Source organism: Amycolatopsis cynarae, from assembly GCF_026802195.1.
GTDB classification, from domain to species: Bacteria; Actinomycetota; Actinomycetes; order Mycobacteriales; family Pseudonocardiaceae; genus Amycolatopsis_E; species Amycolatopsis_E rhizosphaerae.
On sequence record NZ_CP113836.1, the window covers coordinates 3,293,431 to 3,310,091 of the forward strand.

Genomic DNA, 16,661 nt, shown 5'->3' on the forward strand with positions numbered 1-16,661 from the left:
GGAGACACCCACCCGAGGATGAAGTGGCAGAACGCCCGGCACCGCCCCGGCGATGCCGGGCGATGGAGTACGTGCAGGTGGCCCGGCCCCGGCAAGTGACCACGAGCAATGGTCACCGCTGTTGTCGGCGTCGTCGAGCGTTGTCCGGTTTCGGTCAGGATCAAGCGGAATCCTTGACGGTGGTGGCGATCACGGGTTGAGCTTCGCTGCATGGTCCGAACCAACGGAGTGTCGGTGCTGCTGTCCGCCGTCGTGCTGGCGGCGGGTTTGCTGGCCGCACCGTCGGCGAACGCCGCCGAAACGAGTTTCTCCTCTTCCTTCGAAACGACCGATCCGCCGCCCAGCTGGGTGGACACCGTGGAGACCGGCCCGGACGGGCAGCCGAAGACCTCCGGGGTCAACGGCGCCAACGGTTCGGCCATCCCCGGCGACATCCGGGGCAAGGTCACCGACGTGACCGCCAGCGACGAGAACACCGGCGCCGGCGAAGTCGCGCTCAACCTCATCGACGGCAAGCCCGAAACGAAGTGGCTGGCCTTCTCCCCCACCGGCTGGGTGCAGTTCGCCCTGACCGAACCGACCGCGATCACGCATTACGCGGTCACGTCGGCCAACGACGCCCCCACCCGCGACCCGAAGGACTGGACCCTGCAGGGTTCGGCCGACGGCCAGACCTGGACCACGATCGACCAGCAAAGCGGGCAGTCCTTCCCGAACCGGTTCCAGACCCTGAACTTCCGGCTGGCGGCACCGGCGACCTACCGGTACTACCGGATGAACATCACCGCCAACAGCGGGGCGCCCCTGCTGCAGTTCTCGGAACTGCTGCTGGCCAACGACGAACCGGCACCACCGCCGCTGCCGAACATGCGCAGCTATCCCGACAGCGGGCCGGTGGGCGGCTACACCAACAAGTCCCGGGCCGGTTACACCGGCCTGCGCGCCCTGCACTACGGCGGCACCCAGACCGCGCAGGGCCACGGATACTCCTACAACAAGATCTACGACGTGCGGCTGCCGGTGACCGAGCGCACCGAGCTGTCCTACAAGATCTTCCCCGAGTTCGTCACCGGCGACCTGAGCTACCCGAGCACGAACGTCGCGGTGGACCTGGCCTTCACCGACGGCACCTACCTCAGCGAGCTCGGCGCCACCGACCAGTACGGGTTCACGCTCTCGCCGCAGGGCCAGGGGGCGGGCAAGGCGCTCTACACCAACCAGTGGAACCTGATCCGCTCGGAGATCGGCCGCGTGGCCAAGGGCAAGACCATCGCGAGGATCCTGCTCGGCTACGACAACCCGGCGGGTCCGGCCACCTTCAACGGCTGGGTCGACGACATCGGCATCGCCCCCGCCACCGCGTCGCCCGCGCCGCACCTGGCCGACCGGGTGCTGACCACGCGCGGCACCAACGCCAACGGCACGTTCTCCCGGGGCAACAACTTCCCCGCGACCGCGGTGCCGCACGGCTTCAACTTCTGGACCCCGGTCACCGACGCCGGCTCGGACAGCTGGCTCTACCGCTACCAGGAGGCGAACAACGCGCAGAACCTGCCGACGCTGCAGGCGTTCGGGCTCAGTCACGAGCCGAGCCCGTGGATGGGTGACCGGCAGACCTTCCAGATCATGCCCTCGGCCGCCGCGGGGGTGCCCGACGGCAACCGCGCCGCGCGGGCGCTGGCGTTCCGGCACGAGGACGAGACCGCCCGCCCGTACTACTACGGGGTTCGGTTCACCAACGGCGTCACCGGGGAGATCGCGCCCACCGACCACGCGGCGATGTTCCGGTTCGGCTTCCCCGGCCAGGACGCGAGCCTGGTCTTCGACAACGTGAACAACAACGGCGGGCTCACGCTGGATCCCGCGACGAACTCGATCAGCGGGTACTCCGACGTCAAGAGCGGGCTGTCCGCGGGCGCGGGACGGCTGTACGTGTACGCCACGTTCGACCAGCCCGTTCGCGCTGGGAGCATGCTGCCGGGTGAGGGCCGGGACAACGTGCGCGGCTACCTCAGGTTCGACAGCAGGACCGTCACCATGCGCATCGCGACCTCGCTGATCAGCCTCGACCAGGCCAAGAAGAACCTCGCGCTGGAGATCGCGCCGGACAAGACCTTCGAGTCGGTGCGCGACGCCGCACGCGCCGCCTGGGACCGCACCCTCGGCGTGATCGAGGTGGAAGGCGCCAGCCGGGACCAGCTGACCACGCTGTACTCGAACCTGTACCGCCTGTTCCTCTACCCGAACTCCGGTTCGGAGAACGTCGGTACCGCGCGGCAGCCGAAGTACGCCTACTTCAGCCCGTTCACCCAGCAGGTCGTGGACGGCCAGTTGTACGTGAACAACGGGTTCTGGGACACCTATCGCACCACGTGGCCCGCCTACACCCTGCTCTCGCCGGACATGGCGGGGAAGATGATCGACGGGTTCGTCCAGCAGTACCGCGACGGCGGCTGGATCTCCCGCTGGTCCTCGCCCGGCTACGCCAATCTGATGACCGGCACGAGTTCGGACGTCGCGTTCGCCGACGCCTACCTCAAGGGCGTGCGGAACTTCGACATCCGCTCGGCCTACGACGCGGCGATCAAGAACGCGACCGTGACCCCGCCGAACGACAGCGTCGGCCGCAAGGGCCTGGACACCTCGATCTTCCTCGGCTACACCCCGACCACCACCGGCGAGGGCATGTCGTGGGCGATGGAGGGCTACGTCAACGACTTCGGCATCGCGAACCTGTCGAAGAAGCTCGCCGAGGAGGCCGCACCGAACGATCCGCGCAAACAGGAGTACGAGGACAACTACACCTATTTCCTCAACCGCGCCCAGAACTACGTGAAGATGTTCGACCCGGGCGTCGGCTTCTTCCAGGGCCGCAACCCCGACGGCAGCTTCCGCCTGCCCGCCTCGAAGTACGACCCGCGCGTGTGGGGCGGCGACTACACGGAGACCGACGGCTGGAACATGGCCTTCACCGTGCCGCAGGACGGGCAGGGCCTGGCCGATCTCTACGGCGGCAAGCAGCAGCTGGCGAACAAGCTCGACCAGTTCTTCGCCACCCCGGAGACGGCGAACTTCCCCGGCTCCTACGGCGGGGCCATCCACGAGATGCGCGAGGCCCGGGACGTGCGGATGGGCCAGTACGGGCATTCCAACCAGCCCTCGCACCACATCCTGTACATGTACGACTATGCGGGGCAGCCGTCGAAGACGCAGGCCAAGGTGCGCGAAGCGCTTTCCCGGCTCTACGTCGGCAGCGAACTCGGCCAGGGCTACCCCGGTGACGAGGACAACGGCGAGATGTCGGCGTGGTACATCTTCAGCGCGCTCGGCTTCTACCCGTTGCAGATGGGCAGCCCGGACTACGCGATCGGCTCGCCGCTGTTCACGAAGGCGACCGTGCACCTCGGCAACGGCCGTGACCTGGTGATCAACGCGCCGAAGAACAGCGCCAGGAACGTGTACGTGCAGGGACTGCGGGTCAACGGCAGGCCGTGGACCTCGACCTCGCTGCCGCACGATCTGCTCGCCCGCGGCGGACGGCTGGACTTCGACCTGGGGCCGAACCCGTCGAACTGGGGCACCGGCACGGGCGACGCCCCGAAGTCGATCACCCAGGGCGACGCGGTGCCGACGCCGCTGACCGACGTCACCGGTCCGGGCAAGGGCACCGCCAGCGACGCGGCGCTGTTCGACAACACCACGGCCACCGAGGCGACGGCGTCGGCGGTGCAGTACCAGCTCAGCGCCGCGGCGGATCCGGTCACCTACTACACGCTCACCTCGGGCAAGGGCACCGGCTCCGACCCCACGGGCTGGGTGCTCAAGGGCTCGAACGACGGGGTGAACTGGACGGTGCTGGACGCTCGCCAGAACCAGGGTTTCACCTGGCGTGACCAGACCCGGCCGTTCCGCGTGGCGCAGCCCGGCCACTACACCACCTACCGCCTGGAGTTCACCGGCGGTCCGGCCACCCTCTCGGAGGTGGAATTCCTGGCGAACTGACCCCGCCGGGCGAGTCCCACGCCCGTGCGCGTGTTGGGTGCTGTGAGGGGGTCCCCCCACGGTCGTATCGGCCGTGAGGGGACCCCTCACGGGAAAGAAGGCCACGGCCTCGGCAAAGTCGCGGCCGTTGTTCGCGCTCAGGCGAGCCCGTCACGGTTACGGTGGGAGGGTGAGCGGCGACCGGTTCTTCTCCTCCTTCGAAGAGGGGGATCCGTTACCGGGCGGTGACGTCGGGATCGGCACCGGGCCCGTCCGCTCGCCCACCGCCCGCACCGGTGCCGGATTCACCGGGCTGCGGGCCCTGCGCTACACGAAACCAGGGGTCCACCGGCTGTTCGAGGTGGATATCCCGGTGACCGAGCACACCGAACTGTCCTATGTGGTCTTTCCCGAGTCGGACGAGGAACCCACCTACCGCAGCACCCTCGTCGCGCTCGATGTCGAGTTCGACGACGGTGGCGGGTTGACCGGCCCGCCCGATCCCAGGTCGCTCTACCTCGACCAGTGGAACCTGGTGCGGCGGCCGCTGCCCGCCGGGCGCCTGGTCCGCGCGATCCTGCTCGTGGTGTCCGGCGAGGGTACCGGCTGGGTCGACGACGTGCGTGTCGCGGAGCGGCCGCCGCGGCGCCGGGAGCCGGTGGACCACGTGCGCACCACCAGGGGGACGCACTCCAGCGCGGAGTTCTCGCGAGGCAACACCTTCCCGGCGACCGCGGTGCCGAACGGGTTCAACTTCTGGACCCCGGTCACCGACGCGGCCTCGACGAACTGGCTGTACGAGTACCACCGCCGCAACAACGCGGCGAACCGGCCCGAACTGGCCGCCTTCGCGGTCAGCCACCAGCCGAGCCCCTGGATGGGCGACCGGCACAGCTGGCAGGTGATGCCCGGTGACGGGCGGGCGCTGGCCTTCGGGCACGAGCACGAGATCGACCGGCCCCATCACTACGGGGTGCGCTTCGACTGCGGGATCAGGGTGGATCTGGCGCCGACCGACCACGGCGCCCTGTTCGAGTTCGGGTTCCCGGGCGCGGCCGAGGTGCGGTTCGGCTGCCGCCGCGGCGGGGTCCGGCTCGACCCGCGTCACGGGATCGTCACCGGACACAGCAGCGTGGCCAGCCGCCTGTCGGTGGGGGCCCGCCGGATGTTCGTGTACGGAACCTTCGACGAACCCGGGCGCCGCCGGGGCCGCGGTCTGCGGTTCCCGGGGTCCACCGTGCGGTTACGGATCGCCACCTCGCTGATCAGTCTCGCGCAGGCCCGCCGCAACCTCGAGGAGGAGATCCCGGCGGGCACGACCTTCGACCAGGTCGCGGACCGGGCCCGCGCCGCCTGGCAGGACCTGCTCGGGCGGGTCGAGCTGACCGGGGCCACCGAGGACCAGCTCACCACCTTCTACTCGGGCCTGTACCGGCTGTTCCTCTACCCGAACTCCGCGCACGAAGAGACCCCCGGCGGCCGTCGCCACGCCAGCCCGGTCGTCCGGCGGCTGCGGCTCAGCACCCGTACCCGCACCGGGGCGAAGGTCACTGGCGGGCCGATGTCGGTCAACCACGGGTTCTGGGACACCTACCGCACGGTCTGGCCCGCCTACGCGCTGCTGGCGCCGTCCCGCTGCGGGGAGCTGATCGAAGGGTTCGTGCAGCAGTTCCGCGAGGGTGGCTGGATCTCCCGCTGGTCCTCTCCCGGCTACGCGGACCTGATGACCGGCACGAGTTCCGACGTCGCGTTCGCCGACGCCTATCTCAAGGGCGTGCGGAACTTCGACGCCGGGACCGCCTACCGGGCGGCGCTGCGCAACGCGACGGTCGCCCCGCCGAACCGCGCCGTGGGCCGCAAGGGCCTGCACGAGTCGATCTTCCTCGGCTACACCCCGCTGTCCACCCCGGAGGGCCTGTCGTGGGCGCTGGAGTCGTGCGTCAACGACTTCGGCCTCGCCGGGTTGGCCGACGCACTCGGGCATCCGGACGAGGCCCGCTACCTCCGGGACCGGGCGCTGCGCTACGTGCACCATTTCGACCGGCGCATCGGCTTCTTCCAGGGGCGGCACGCCGACGGCCGGTGGCGCTGGGACCCCTCGGCCTACGACCCGGCGGTCTGGGGATACGACTACACCGAAACCAACGGCTGGAACACCGCGTTCGCCGTCCCGCACGACGGCGCGGGCCTGGCCGCCCTGCACGGCGGCCCGGCCGCCCTGGAGTCCCTGTTGGACACGTTTTTCGCCACCCCGGAAACGGGCCGCCGTCCGGGCTCCTACGGGGGCATCATCCACGAGATGACGGAGGCGCGCGACATGCGGATGGGCCAGTACGGCCATTCCAACCAGCCTTCGCACCACATCCCGTTCCTCTACCTCCACGCCGGTGCCCCGGCGAAGGCGCAGGCCGTGGTGCGGGAGGTGCTGACCCGCTGCTACCTGGGCAGCGAGATCGGCCAGGGCTATCCGGGCGACGAGGACAACGGTGAAATGTCCGCCTGGTACGTCTTCGCTTCGCTGGGGCTGTACCCGCTCGCCCTCGGCAGCGCGAGCCCCGGCTACGTACTCGGCGCGCCGCTGTTCGGCCAGGCGCGGATCCGGCTGGAGAACGGGAGGCACGTGATCATCACCACCACCGGGGACGGTCCCTACGTCGAGGACCTGCGGGTCGACGGAGTACCGCACGAGCAGGCCTGGATCGCCCACCACAGGCTGACCGCGGGCGCGACGCTGGAGTTCCACCTGTCGGAAACCCCGTCCCGATGGGGCACGGAACCGCCGTCGCTCACCGCGGACGGGCGACCCCCGCGTCCGCTGACCGACCTGGTCCCGGCCCAGGCCCGCTCCTCCGACGGCACCGCGGTGACGGCACTGTTCGACGACACGAGCCGCACCCAGGTCACCTTCCGCACCGCGACCCCGGTCGTGGAGTACACGGCCGAGGGTCCGCCGAGGCCGGTGGAGATCTACACCCTCACCTCCGGCACCGGCGGCGCACCGAGTTCCTGGACACTGGAAGGCTCCACCGACGGCCACCGCTGGGAAGTACTGGACGAGCGCGACGGCGAGGTCTTCCCGTGGCGGCGCCAGACCCGCCCGTTCGCGCTCGCCCGCCCCGCCGCCTTCGCCCACTACCGGTTGCGGGTCGGTTCGGCGGCGGGCAGGCGCGCCTGCCTCGCCCAGTGGGAACTGCTGGCCGGAGAGCGATGATGGAGCGTCTCCTGCTGATGTGGGACCGGCTGCGCGACCGGCTGGTGGCCGCCGACCCCGGCCTGCTGCGGTTGCGCCGCGCCCTGCTGGCGGTGTTCGGCATCGGCCTGTCGATCGTCGTCCTGCTCGCCGCGGGCAGGACGATCCCGACGATCATGGTCGCCGCGGTCGCGGCCATGCAGGCGGCCTTCACGGTCAACGACCGGGCACCTCGGGCACAGGTGGTGACCCTGGTGCTGGCGTTCTGCTCGGGGGCGCTGTCGATGACCTGCGCCGCGTTCGGCCAGGCGGCGCCGCCCCTGGACAACCTGCTGTTCATCGTGCTGATCTTCCTGGCGGTCTACGCACAGCGCTTCGCCCCGCGCGGCAACGCCCTCGGCGCGCTGGCCTTCTTCATGTTCTTCTTCGCCATGTTCCTGCGGATCCAGCCCGCCCAGCTGCCCGGATACCTGCTCGCGCTCCTCATCGGCCTCTGCGCGAACGGTTTCGTCCGGTTCGGGGTGCTGCGCCACGATCCGGATCGCGAGCTGCTGCGGATCCGCAAGGCCTTCCGCGCCCGGCTCTCCGCGGTGGCCAGGGCCGCGGCGGCGTACCTTGCCGGTGGCGGCACCGAATGGCGGCGGCAGCAGCTGCTGCGCGCCGACTCCCGGTTGCACGAGGCGGTCCTGATGATCGAGGACGCGATCGGCGAGGTCCTCGACCCGCCCGCGTCCGACCTGCTGCGCCGCCGCGCGATCGAGGTCGAACTGGCCGCGAAGTGGCTGTCCATCACCACGCGCCGCACCAGTACCGAAGAACTGCCCGACGAGGTCCGCGACGAACTGATCGGCAGGCTGCTGCGCTTCGAATCGCTCATCGAGCACGACCCGCAGGAGCTGCCGGTGATCAGCGACACCGACGAGTTCAGCAGGATGCTCGTCTCCGGCAGCCGACTCGACCGGCGCGGCCCTGGCGACGACCTGCGGCGCGCCATCGCCGAACTCGCGCTGGCCGACGTCAACGCCCAGCGGATCGCCGTGCACGACTACTCCGCGGAGGCCCAGATCCCGGAGCCCGAACCGCCCGCGAAGAAGCGGCTCGTCGCCTACGACAACCAGACCCGCAGCGCCATCCAGGCGATGATCGGCGGCGGCCTGGCCATGCTCGGCGGTGAGCTGGTTTCGCCGCAGCGCTGGTACTGGGCCGTGCTGACGGTGTTCGTGGTGTTCCTCAACACCTCCACCGCGGGCGCCACCCTGGTGAAGGGCATGCGGCGGGTCTCGGGCACCCTCGTCGGGATCTTCGGCGGGATGCTGCTCGCGCTGCTGGTCACCGGCAACGTCACCGCCACCGTGCTGCTGATCCTGGCCTGCGTGTTCTGCGTGGTCTACACCGCGCGCGTCTCCCAGGTGGTGGTGTCCTTCTTCGTCACCTGCATGCTCGGCCTGCTCTACAGCCTGCTGGGCGCGTTCACCCTGGAGGTGCTGTGGCTGCGGGTGGCCGAGACCGCGATCGGCGCCATCGCGGGCATCCTGGCCGCGATCGCGGTGGTGCCGGTGCGCACGCGCACGGTGCTGCGCTCGGACCTGGAGTCGGTGCTGGCGGACCTGCGAGACTTCCTCGAGGCGGCCGAGTCGCTGCTGACCGGCCGGGAGAACGTGAACGTGATCGAACTCTCGCGTGAGCTCGACCGCTCCGTCGAACAGGTCCGGACCACGGTGGAGCCGCTGACGCATCCGATGAGCGTGAACAGCCGTCGCGACTACGGCTCCTACGTACTCACCACTTTGGACCGGATCTCCTTCCGGGCCCGCCATGTGGCCGCCCGCGCCGAGCCCGGCCTGCTGTCGGCCGACGACCGGCTCACCACTCTCACCGGCCGCCTGATCAGCAATATCGGGATCCTGCTGGAGGCGGTCGGAAACGGCACGCAGCGCCGCCTCGACCGCGGTGGCGAAACCTCGGTGACCACCCGGGAGGACAGCGCGCAGGCCCGGTCCGTCCTGTTGAGCCTGAGTAGGCTGGACGAGGCCGTCATCGCACTGGGGCGGGTGTTCGGCGTCCGGTCCACGGAATCGGTTCAGGCGAACGTGAGGCGACGCACCCGGTCGGTTTCGGCGGGGACGGATAGCATCACGAACACAAGCGACGCCGAGCTTGCCGCCCCCCGCCGGGCCGAGGCAGGTGAGGGCTCGCGCACAACGGAACCCGTCCGCAGGAGTACGCAATGACCCAAGCCCCCGTCAACGTCACCGTCACCGGCGCCGCCGGCCAGATCGGCTACGCGCTGCTGTTCCGCATCGCGTCCGGTCAGCTGCTCGGCCCGGACACCCCGGTGAAGCTGCGGTTGCTGGAGATCCCGCAGGCGGTCAAGGCGGCCGAGGGCACCGCGATGGAACTGGAAGACGGGGCGTTCCCGCTGCTGGCCGGCACCGACATCTTCGACAACCCGAAGCAGGCCTTCGAGGGTGCGAACGTCGCGCTGCTGGTGGGCGCCCGTCCGCGCACGAAGGGCATGGAGCGCGGTGACCTGCTCGAGGCCAACGGCGGCATCTTCAAGCCGCAGGGCGAGGCGATCAACGCCGGTGCGGCCGACGACATCAAGGTGCTGGTGGTGGGCAACCCGGCCAACACCAACGCGCTCATCGCCCAGCAGCACGCGCCCGACGTGCCCGCCGAGCGGTTCACCGCGATGACCCGCCTCGACCACAACCGCGCGCTCGCGCAGCTGGCCAAGAAGCTCGGCGTCTCCGTCGCCGACATCAAGAAGATGACCATCTGGGGCAACCACTCGGCCACCCAGTACCCGGACGTCTTCCACGCGGAGGTCGCGGGCAAGAACGCCGCCGAGGCCGTCAACGACGAGACCTGGCTCGCCGAGGACTTCATCCCCACCGTCGCCAAGCGCGGCGCCGCGATCATCGAGGCCCGGGGCGCGTCCTCGGCCGCGTCGGCCGCCTCCGCCGCGATCGACCACGTCCACACCTGGGTCAACGGCACCGCCGAGGGTGACTGGACCTCCATGGCCGTGCCGTCCGACGGCTCCTACGGCGTGCCGGAGGGCTTGATCTCTTCGTTCCCGGTCACCACCAAGAACGGCAAGTACGAGATCGTGCAGGGCCTGGAGCTCAACGAGTTCTCCCGCACCCGCATCGACGCCTCGGTCGCCGAGCTCTCCGAGGAGCGCGACGCGGTCCGGAGCCTCGGCCTGATCTGATCCGGTGCCGTGAAGGGTCCCTTCACGGTCGATTCGACTGTGAAGGGACCCTTCACGGCCACGCCGGCGGGCCGCGGGGAGCCGGTGGGGCCGCCGGTCAGGCGCCGGTGAGGCCCCGGCGTGCCAGGAGCGGGCCGATCTCGGGGTCGCGGCCGCGGAACTCGCGGAAGGCCGTCATCGAGTCGACGCTCCCGCCGCGGCCGAGCAGCGTGCGCCGGAAGTGGTCGCCGTTGGCGCGCCGGAGCCCGCCGTTCTCCCGGAACCATTCCACGGTGTCGGCGTCGAGCACCTCGCTCCAGATGTAGGAGTAGTAGCCCGCCGAGTAGCCGCCGCTGAAGATGTGCGCGAAGTAGGTGCTGCGGTAGCGCGGCGGCACTTCGCGCAGCGCCACTCCCGCGCGCTCCAGCGCGGCCGACTCGAAGCTCGCCACATCCCCGATCCCGGTGCCCGGGGCGAGGCCGTGCCACGCCTGGTCGAGCAGCGCGGCCGCCAGATACTCCGTCGTGGAGTACCCCTGTCCGTAGCGCGCGGCCTCCTGGAGCCGGTCCACCAGCCGCGACGGCAGCGGCTCACCCGTCTCGTGGTGTTTGGCGTAGTTCGCCAGCACCTCGGGCCACAGCATCCACATCTCGTTGACCTGCGACGGGTACTCCACGAAGTCACGAGGCACGTTCGTGCCCGCGAACGTGGGGTGGCGCACGGCGGACAGCAGCGCGTGCAGGGCGTGCCCGAACTCGTGGAAGGCCGTCACCACCTCGTCGAAGGTGAGCAGCGTCGGCTCGCCCTCCGGCGGACGGACGATGTTGAGGTTGTTCACCACCACCGGCCGTTCGCCCAGCAGTTCCGACTGGTCCACGAAGGTGTTCATCCACGCACCGCCGCGCTTGGAGTCGCGCGTGTAGTAGTCGCCGAGGAACAGCCCCAACGGGCCGCCGTCGGCGTCGAACACCTCGAACACGCGCACCTCGGGGTGGTACTTGGGCAGGTCGTGGCGTTCGGTGAAGGTGAGCCCGTAGAGCTGGTTCGCCGCGAAGAACACGCCGTCACGGAGGACGCGGCCGAGTTCGAAGTACGGCCGCAGGGTGGCCTCGTCGATGTCGTAGCGGGCCTTGCGAACCCGCTCGCCGTAGAAGGCCCAGTCCCACGGCTCCAGCGTGGCGCCCGGGAAGTCCTGTTCGAGATAGCGCTGCAGCTCCTCGGCGTCGCGGCGGGCGTTGGCCACCGCGGCCGGGGCGAGCCGTTCCAGCAGGCCGAGCGCGGCTTCGGAGGTGCGGGCGGTCTCGTCCGCGATGACGTAGGCGGCGTGGTTCGCGTACCCGAGCAGCGCGGCCCGTTCGGCCCGGAGGGTGGCGATGCGGGACAGCAGTTCCCGGTTGTCGTACTCGTTGCCCCGCGCGCCCCGCGATTCCGAAGCGCGGAACAGCCGTTCCCGCAGACCCCGGTTCTCCAGCGAGGCCAGCAACGGCTGGCTGGTGGGCAGGCTCAGCGTCAGCAGGTACTTGCCGGTCTCGCCGCGGGAGGCGGCCGCTTCGCCCGCGGCGGCGATCGCGTCCTCCGACAGCCCGGCCAGTTCGGCGCGGTCGTCGACGAGCACGGCCAGTTCGTTCGTGTCGTTGAGCAGGTTCTCCTGGAAGCGGGTGCTCAAGGTGGACAGTTCCTCGTTGAGCACCCGCAGCCGGCGCTGGTCCGCCTCCGGCAGCCCGGCGCCCGCCCGCTGGAAGTCGGTGTGCACCCGCTCCAGCAGCCAGGCCGACTCCGGATCGAGGCCGAGTTCCTCCCGCCGCCGGAACAGCTCCTCCACGCGGGCGAACAGCTTCGGGTTCAGGTGGATCGCGTCGCGGTGGGCGGCCAGCTTCGGCGCCATCTTCGCCTGCAGCTCCTGCCGGTAGGGGCTGGTGTCCGAAGAGGTCAGGTTGAAAAACACCGCCGACACGCGGCCCAGCAGCCTGCCGGACCGCTCCATGGCCACGATCGTGTTGTCGAACGACGGTGGTTCCGGGTTGGTGGCGATCGACTCGATCTCCGCCGCGTGCTCGGCCAGTCCCACCTCGAACGCCGGCTCGAAGTGCTCGTCGGCGATGCGGTCGAACGGCGGCAGCGCGTAGGGCAGCTCGCTCGGTGCGGCGAACGGATTGTCCGGTGTCAACTGGGTGGTCACAGGCGGCCCTTCTGTCCGGTCGAACCCCCGACCTGCGCGTCGGAGGATGCCTTCTTCCTACCGCGCTTGGGCTTTTCCGGCACGATTCCGGAGAAGTCGTCGCCGTGGTCGTTGAGGCGGAGCACGAACGGGCGGGTCTCGGTGTAGCGGATCACCGAAACCGAGGCCGGATCGACCACGATCCGCTGGAAGGAGTCGAGGTGCTGGCCGAGCGCGTCGGACAGGATCGCCTTGAGCACGTCGCCGTGACTGCACAGCAGCCACACCGCGTGGTCGCCGTGCTCGGCGGTGATCCGGGCGTCGTGCTCGCGGACGGCCGCCACCGCACGGGCCTGCATCGCGGCCAGGCCCTCACCGCCGGGGAACACCGCCGCCGACGGGTGCGCCTGCACCACCCGCCACAGCGGTTCCTTCACCAGCGTCCTGAGTTCACGGCCGGTCCAGTCGCCGTAGTCCACTTCGGACAGCCGCGGTTCGATCGCGCGGCCGAGGCCGAGCTCGTCCAGCAGTGGCGCCACTGTCTGCTTGCAGCGCAGCATCGGCGACACGACCGCCTCGGCCAGCGGCACGCCGGCCAGCCGTGCGGGCAGGGCCTTGGCCTGGGTACGTCCGGTGTCGTCGAGTCCCACCTTGGGGGACCGGCCGGCCAGCACACCCGACCCGTTGGCGGTCGAGCGGCCGTGCCGGAGAAGGATCACGGTAGCCACGCCCCGAGGGTAGCCGCGCGCCGGTCCCGGCCGGGGACCGGCGCGCGGCCACGCCGCCACGCAGCGGCCCGTCAGCGGCCCGTCAGAGGTCGGGACCCGCGTTCGGATCGAGCGTTCCGGTGGCGATGAGCGCGAACAGCAGCCCGCCCAGCGCGAGCCGGTAGATCACGAACGGCAGGAAGCTGTTCGTCTTGATGTAGCGCATGAGCCACGAGATGACCAGGTAGCCCACGCCGAAGGACACCAGCGTGGCCAGGATCGTCGGCCCCCACTCGGGGCCGGTGCCCTCGCCGATCTTGCTCACCTCGTACAGGCCGGAGCCGAACACCGCGGGCATCGCCAGCAGGAACGAGTACTCGGCGGCGTCGGCGCGCGTGTAACCGAGCAGCAGGCCCGCGCTCACGGTGCCGCCCGAACGCGACACACCCGGGACCAGGGCGAGGGCCTGGGCCAGGCCGAAGCCGATGCCGTGCGGCACGGTCAGGTGCTCGAGGGTGCGCTTCTTCGCACCGATCCGGTCGGCCAGCAGCAGGATCAGCCCGAACACGATCAGCACGGTCGCGGTGAGCCGCAGGTCGCGGAAGGTGTGGTGGATGGCGTCCTGGAACAGCAGTCCCAGCACCACGATGGGCACCGAACCGATGATCACCAGCCAGCCCATCCTGGCGTCCGGGTCCTGCCGCCACTCCCGCCGGTAAAGCGAGAAGAACCAGGCGCGCAGAATGTGGCCGATCTTGCGCCCGAAGTAGAGGATCACCGCGAGCTCGGTGCCGATCTGGATGACCGCGGTGAAGGCGGCACCGGGATCCCCCCACCCCGCGAGCGCCGCCGTGATGCGCAGGTGCGCGCTGGAGGAGATCGGCAGGAACTCGGTCAGGCCCTGCACCAGGCCCAGGACGATGGCTTCGAACCAGCCCATGATCACCGGGCCCTGTCGTGTCCCGGCACCGCCGGGTTCTGTCGGATTTGCACGATCCGAGAGGGTATCGATGACGTCGATGGCCCCTCGGGCGCCCCTGCGCACCGGCCCTGAAACGGCCCCGAGGGCGGCACAGTTACTCTCTGTCCCCATGGAGAAGCGACAGCTCGGCAGCTCGGGACTCCGCGTCTCCAGGATGGCGCTGGGCACCATGAGCTGGGGCAGCGAGACCGACGCCGACGAGGCGGCGAGCCAGCTGGTCGCGTTCGTGGACGCCGGCGGCACCCTGGTCGACACCGCCGACATCTACGCCGACGGCGACGGGGAGCGCATCCTCGGTTCCCTGCTCGGCGACGTCATCCCGCGCGAAGAGGTGGTCATCGCGACCAAGGCCGTGGCGCGGCGCAACGACGGCCCGTTCGGGGGCGGCGCCTCGCGGGGCGCGCTGCTATCGGCGCTGGACGGCTCGCTGCGGCGCCTCGGGGTGGACCACATCGACCTGTGGCAGCTGCACGCGTGGGACGACAGCGTCCCGCTGGCGGAGACGCTGTCCGCCCTGGACTACGCGGTGCGCTCGGGCAAGGTCCGCTACACCGGGGTCTCCAACTACTCGGGCTGGCAACTCGCGACCGCGGCCGCCGGGACCTCCCTGGTGTCCACCCAGGTCGAATACTCGCTGGTCGAACGCGGGGTGGAGCGGGAGGTGCTGCCCGCCGCCCGGCATCACGGCATCGGCATCCTGCCCTGGGCCCCGCTGGGACGCGGGGTGCTCACGGGCAAGTACCGCACCGGCACGCCCGCCGACTCGCGCGGCGCGTCACCGGCCTACGCGGGCTACGTCGAACAGCACCGCACCGACCGGGCCGCCCGCATCGTCGAGGCCGTGACGACCGCGGCCGACGGTCTCGGCACCTCTCCGCTCGCCGTGGCACTGGCCTGGGTGCGCGACCGGCCCGGGGTGGTGGCGCCGGTGGTCGGCGCCCGCGACACCGGGCAGCTGACCGGCTCGCTCGCCGCGGAGGACATCACCCTCCCCGACGCCATCAAGGCCGCACTCGACGACGTCAGTGCGATCCAGTTCGGTTACCCGGAGCGGTGGCCCAAATGACAAGCAGGTGACAGCAAGGTGACGTGGCGGGCATTGTGGAGGATGCTGGGGCTCAACGACAGGTCCGGAGGTCGTGTGCGGAGGTCCGCCGTGTGGGTCACGATGCCACTGGCGTGTGCGCTACTGGCTTCCGGCTGCACGTCCGACACCGGCAAGGGCGGTGACGAACTGCAGATCGTGGCCAACCCGGTGGCGGCCGCAGCCGCCGTCTCCCCGGTGCCCGCCACCCCTCCGGCAGGCACGGTGGTGGCGGCCTCCCCGGTGACCGCGATGGCCACCGACGCGGCGAGCCGCACCCTTGCCGTAGCCGTGGACCAGCCCGCTTCGGTGCTGCTCTACCGCCTGGACGACCTCACCGCGTCCCCGGCCCGGGTGCCCGTCTCCGGCACCGTCGAACGGCTGAGCTTCGCCGCCGGCCAGGTACTCGCGGCCATCCCCGGCAAGGGCGTCGTCGACCGGATCGGCCCGGACGGGCACGCGGCCGAAGTCGCCGTGCCCGGCCAGCCCGCCGACGCGGTCGCCACCGACGGCGACACGCTCGTGGCCGTCCGCGACCGCAAGGCCGTCGACGTCGTCCACGGCGACACGGTGACCAAGACGATCAGCGGCGGGCTCTACAGTGCCGATCAGGTGGTGCGCTCCGGGACGGACACGCTCGTGCTCGACCGGCTGCGCACGGCCGTGTTCTCGCTGGACGTGGCGAACGGGCAGGTCGGTTCCGGGCTGCGCGCCGGTGACGGCGCCACCAACGCCGTGGCCGACTCGTTCGGGCGCGTGCTGGTGACCGACACCCGGGGCGGCGCGCTGCTCGCCTTCTCCACCAGCCCGCTGCTGCTGCGCCAGCTCTACCCGGTTCCCGGCGGGATCTACGGCATCGCCTACGACCCCTCACGCGCGCTGGCCTGGGTCACCCTGACCGAGCGCAACGAGGTCGTGGGCTTCGACGTGCGGGGCGGCGAGCCGGTCGAGAAGTACCGTTTCCCCACCGTGCGTCAACCGAACTCGGTGACCGTCGACGAGCGGACCTCCCGGGTGCTCGTCGGCTCGGCAACGGGAGAAGGGATCCAGGTGATCCAGCCATGAAGCCACAGGAGGCGGTGGTCGACGAAGACTGGGAGTACCGACGGCTGCAGCTACCACCGGGTCTGTCCCGCCGTGCGGCCGCCACCCAGTTGTCCATCCACGCCGAGTTCGCCGGGTGGGAGCTGTCCACCGTCAGGCTCTACGCCGACGGCTCCCGCCGCGTCTGGCTCCGCCGGAAGCGCCAGCCCGCCGCCACCGCCGGCTACCTGGCTTCCTGACCGCTTTCCCCCGCTCCGGAGCGTGTGAGCGGGGCCTGTTTGCTTCGAATCATTCGAAGCAAACAGGCCCCGCTGCGCAC

At 70.5% G+C, this 16,661-nt stretch carries 10 protein-coding genes; 7 read left to right on the forward strand and 3 right to left on the reverse strand.

All coding sequences use genetic code 11. The features are described 5' to 3' along the window. Window positions 1-210: 210 nt before the first annotated feature. The 4 genes from ORV05_RS15850 to ORV05_RS15865 all read left to right on the forward strand — a co-directional run bounded on the left by ORV05_RS15850 (window position 211) and on the right by ORV05_RS15865 (window position 10,388). Window positions 211-4,002 (forward strand): GH92 family glycosyl hydrolase, encoded by a 3,792-nt coding sequence (locus ORV05_RS15850; protein ID WP_268759259.1) that lies wholly within the window; start codon window positions 211-213, stop codon window positions 4,000-4,002. 169 nt (window positions 4,003-4,171) lie between these two features. Beyond that, complete coding sequence (locus tag ORV05_RS15855) at window positions 4,172-7,192, forward strand: GH92 family glycosyl hydrolase (RefSeq protein WP_268759260.1); 3,021 nt, start codon at window positions 4,172-4,174, stop codon at window positions 7,190-7,192. After that, complete coding sequence (locus tag ORV05_RS15860; RefSeq protein WP_268759261.1) at window positions 7,189-9,402, forward strand: FUSC family protein; 2,214 nt, start codon at window positions 7,189-7,191, stop codon at window positions 9,400-9,402. Before ORV05_RS15855 ends, ORV05_RS15860 begins: the two co-directional genes overlap by 4 nt. After that, the gene (locus tag ORV05_RS15865) at window positions 9,399-10,388 is read left to right on the forward strand and encodes a malate dehydrogenase (protein ID WP_268759262.1); all 990 of its coding nucleotides are present in this window, start codon (window positions 9,399-9,401) and stop codon (window positions 10,386-10,388) included. The genes ORV05_RS15860 and ORV05_RS15865 overlap by 4 nt, the downstream gene beginning before the upstream one ends. A 97-nt stretch (window positions 10,389-10,485) precedes the next feature. Here the strand turns inward: ORV05_RS15865 and ORV05_RS15870 are convergent, their stop codons facing one another. From ORV05_RS15870 to ORV05_RS15880, 3 genes are all read right to left on the reverse strand, one after another. Beyond that, complete coding sequence (locus tag ORV05_RS15870) at window positions 10,486-12,546, reverse strand: M3 family metallopeptidase (protein WP_268759263.1); 2,061 nt, start codon at window positions 12,544-12,546, stop codon at window positions 10,486-10,488. Next, window positions 12,543-13,253 (reverse strand): histidine phosphatase family protein, encoded by a 711-nt coding sequence (locus ORV05_RS15875; RefSeq protein ID WP_268759264.1) that lies wholly within the window; start codon window positions 13,251-13,253, stop codon window positions 12,543-12,545. Before ORV05_RS15875 ends, ORV05_RS15870 begins: the two co-directional genes overlap by 4 nt. Before the next feature lie 82 nt (window positions 13,254-13,335). Continuing rightward, a complete protein-coding gene (locus ORV05_RS15880) occupies window positions 13,336-14,172 on the reverse strand; it encodes an undecaprenyl-diphosphate phosphatase (RefSeq protein ID WP_268759265.1) in 837 nt (278 codons plus the stop codon). A 151-nt stretch (window positions 14,173-14,323) separates the two neighbouring features. Between ORV05_RS15880 and ORV05_RS15885 the strand changes: the two genes are divergently transcribed. The 3 genes from ORV05_RS15885 (at window position 14,324) to ORV05_RS15895 (ending at window position 16,581) form a co-directional block, all read left to right on the forward strand. Beyond that, window positions 14,324-15,280 carry an aldo/keto reductase gene (locus ORV05_RS15885; protein ID WP_268759266.1) on the forward strand — a complete coding sequence of 319 codons (957 nt, stop codon included), beginning with the start codon at window positions 14,324-14,326 and terminating at the stop codon, window positions 15,278-15,280. A 75-nt stretch (window positions 15,281-15,355) separates the two neighbouring features. Continuing rightward, complete coding sequence (locus tag ORV05_RS15890) at window positions 15,356-16,363, forward strand: YncE family protein (RefSeq protein ID WP_268759267.1); 1,008 nt, start codon at window positions 15,356-15,358, stop codon at window positions 16,361-16,363. Beyond that, window positions 16,360-16,581: a DUF5703 family protein gene (locus tag ORV05_RS15895; RefSeq protein ID WP_268759268.1), complete on the forward strand. Its 222-nt coding sequence runs from the start codon at window positions 16,360-16,362 to the stop codon at window positions 16,579-16,581. Before ORV05_RS15890 ends, ORV05_RS15895 begins: the two co-directional genes overlap by 4 nt. Window positions 16,582-16,661: the final 80 nt, after the last annotated feature.

Excerpts from the sequence above, each read along its gene's own strand:
- ORV05_RS15850 (WP_268759259.1), top strand. The coding sequence starts at position 211 with ATGGTCCGAACCAACGGAGTGTCGGTGCTGCTGTCCGCCGTCGTGCTG.
- ORV05_RS15860 (WP_268759261.1), top strand. The coding sequence starts at position 7,189 with ATGATGGAGCGTCTCCTGCTGATGTGGGACCGGCTGCGCGACCGGCTG.
- ORV05_RS15865 (WP_268759262.1), top strand. The coding sequence starts at position 9,399 with ATGACCCAAGCCCCCGTCAACGTCACCGTCACCGGCGCCGCCGGCCAG.
- ORV05_RS15880 (WP_268759265.1), bottom strand. The coding sequence starts at position 14,172 with ATGGGCTGGTTCGAAGCCATCGTCCTGGGCCTGGTGCAGGGCCTGACC.
- ORV05_RS15885 (WP_268759266.1), top strand. The coding sequence starts at position 14,324 with ATGGAGAAGCGACAGCTCGGCAGCTCGGGACTCCGCGTCTCCAGGATG.
- ORV05_RS15895 (WP_268759268.1), top strand. The coding sequence starts at position 16,360 with ATGAAGCCACAGGAGGCGGTGGTCGACGAAGACTGGGAGTACCGACGG.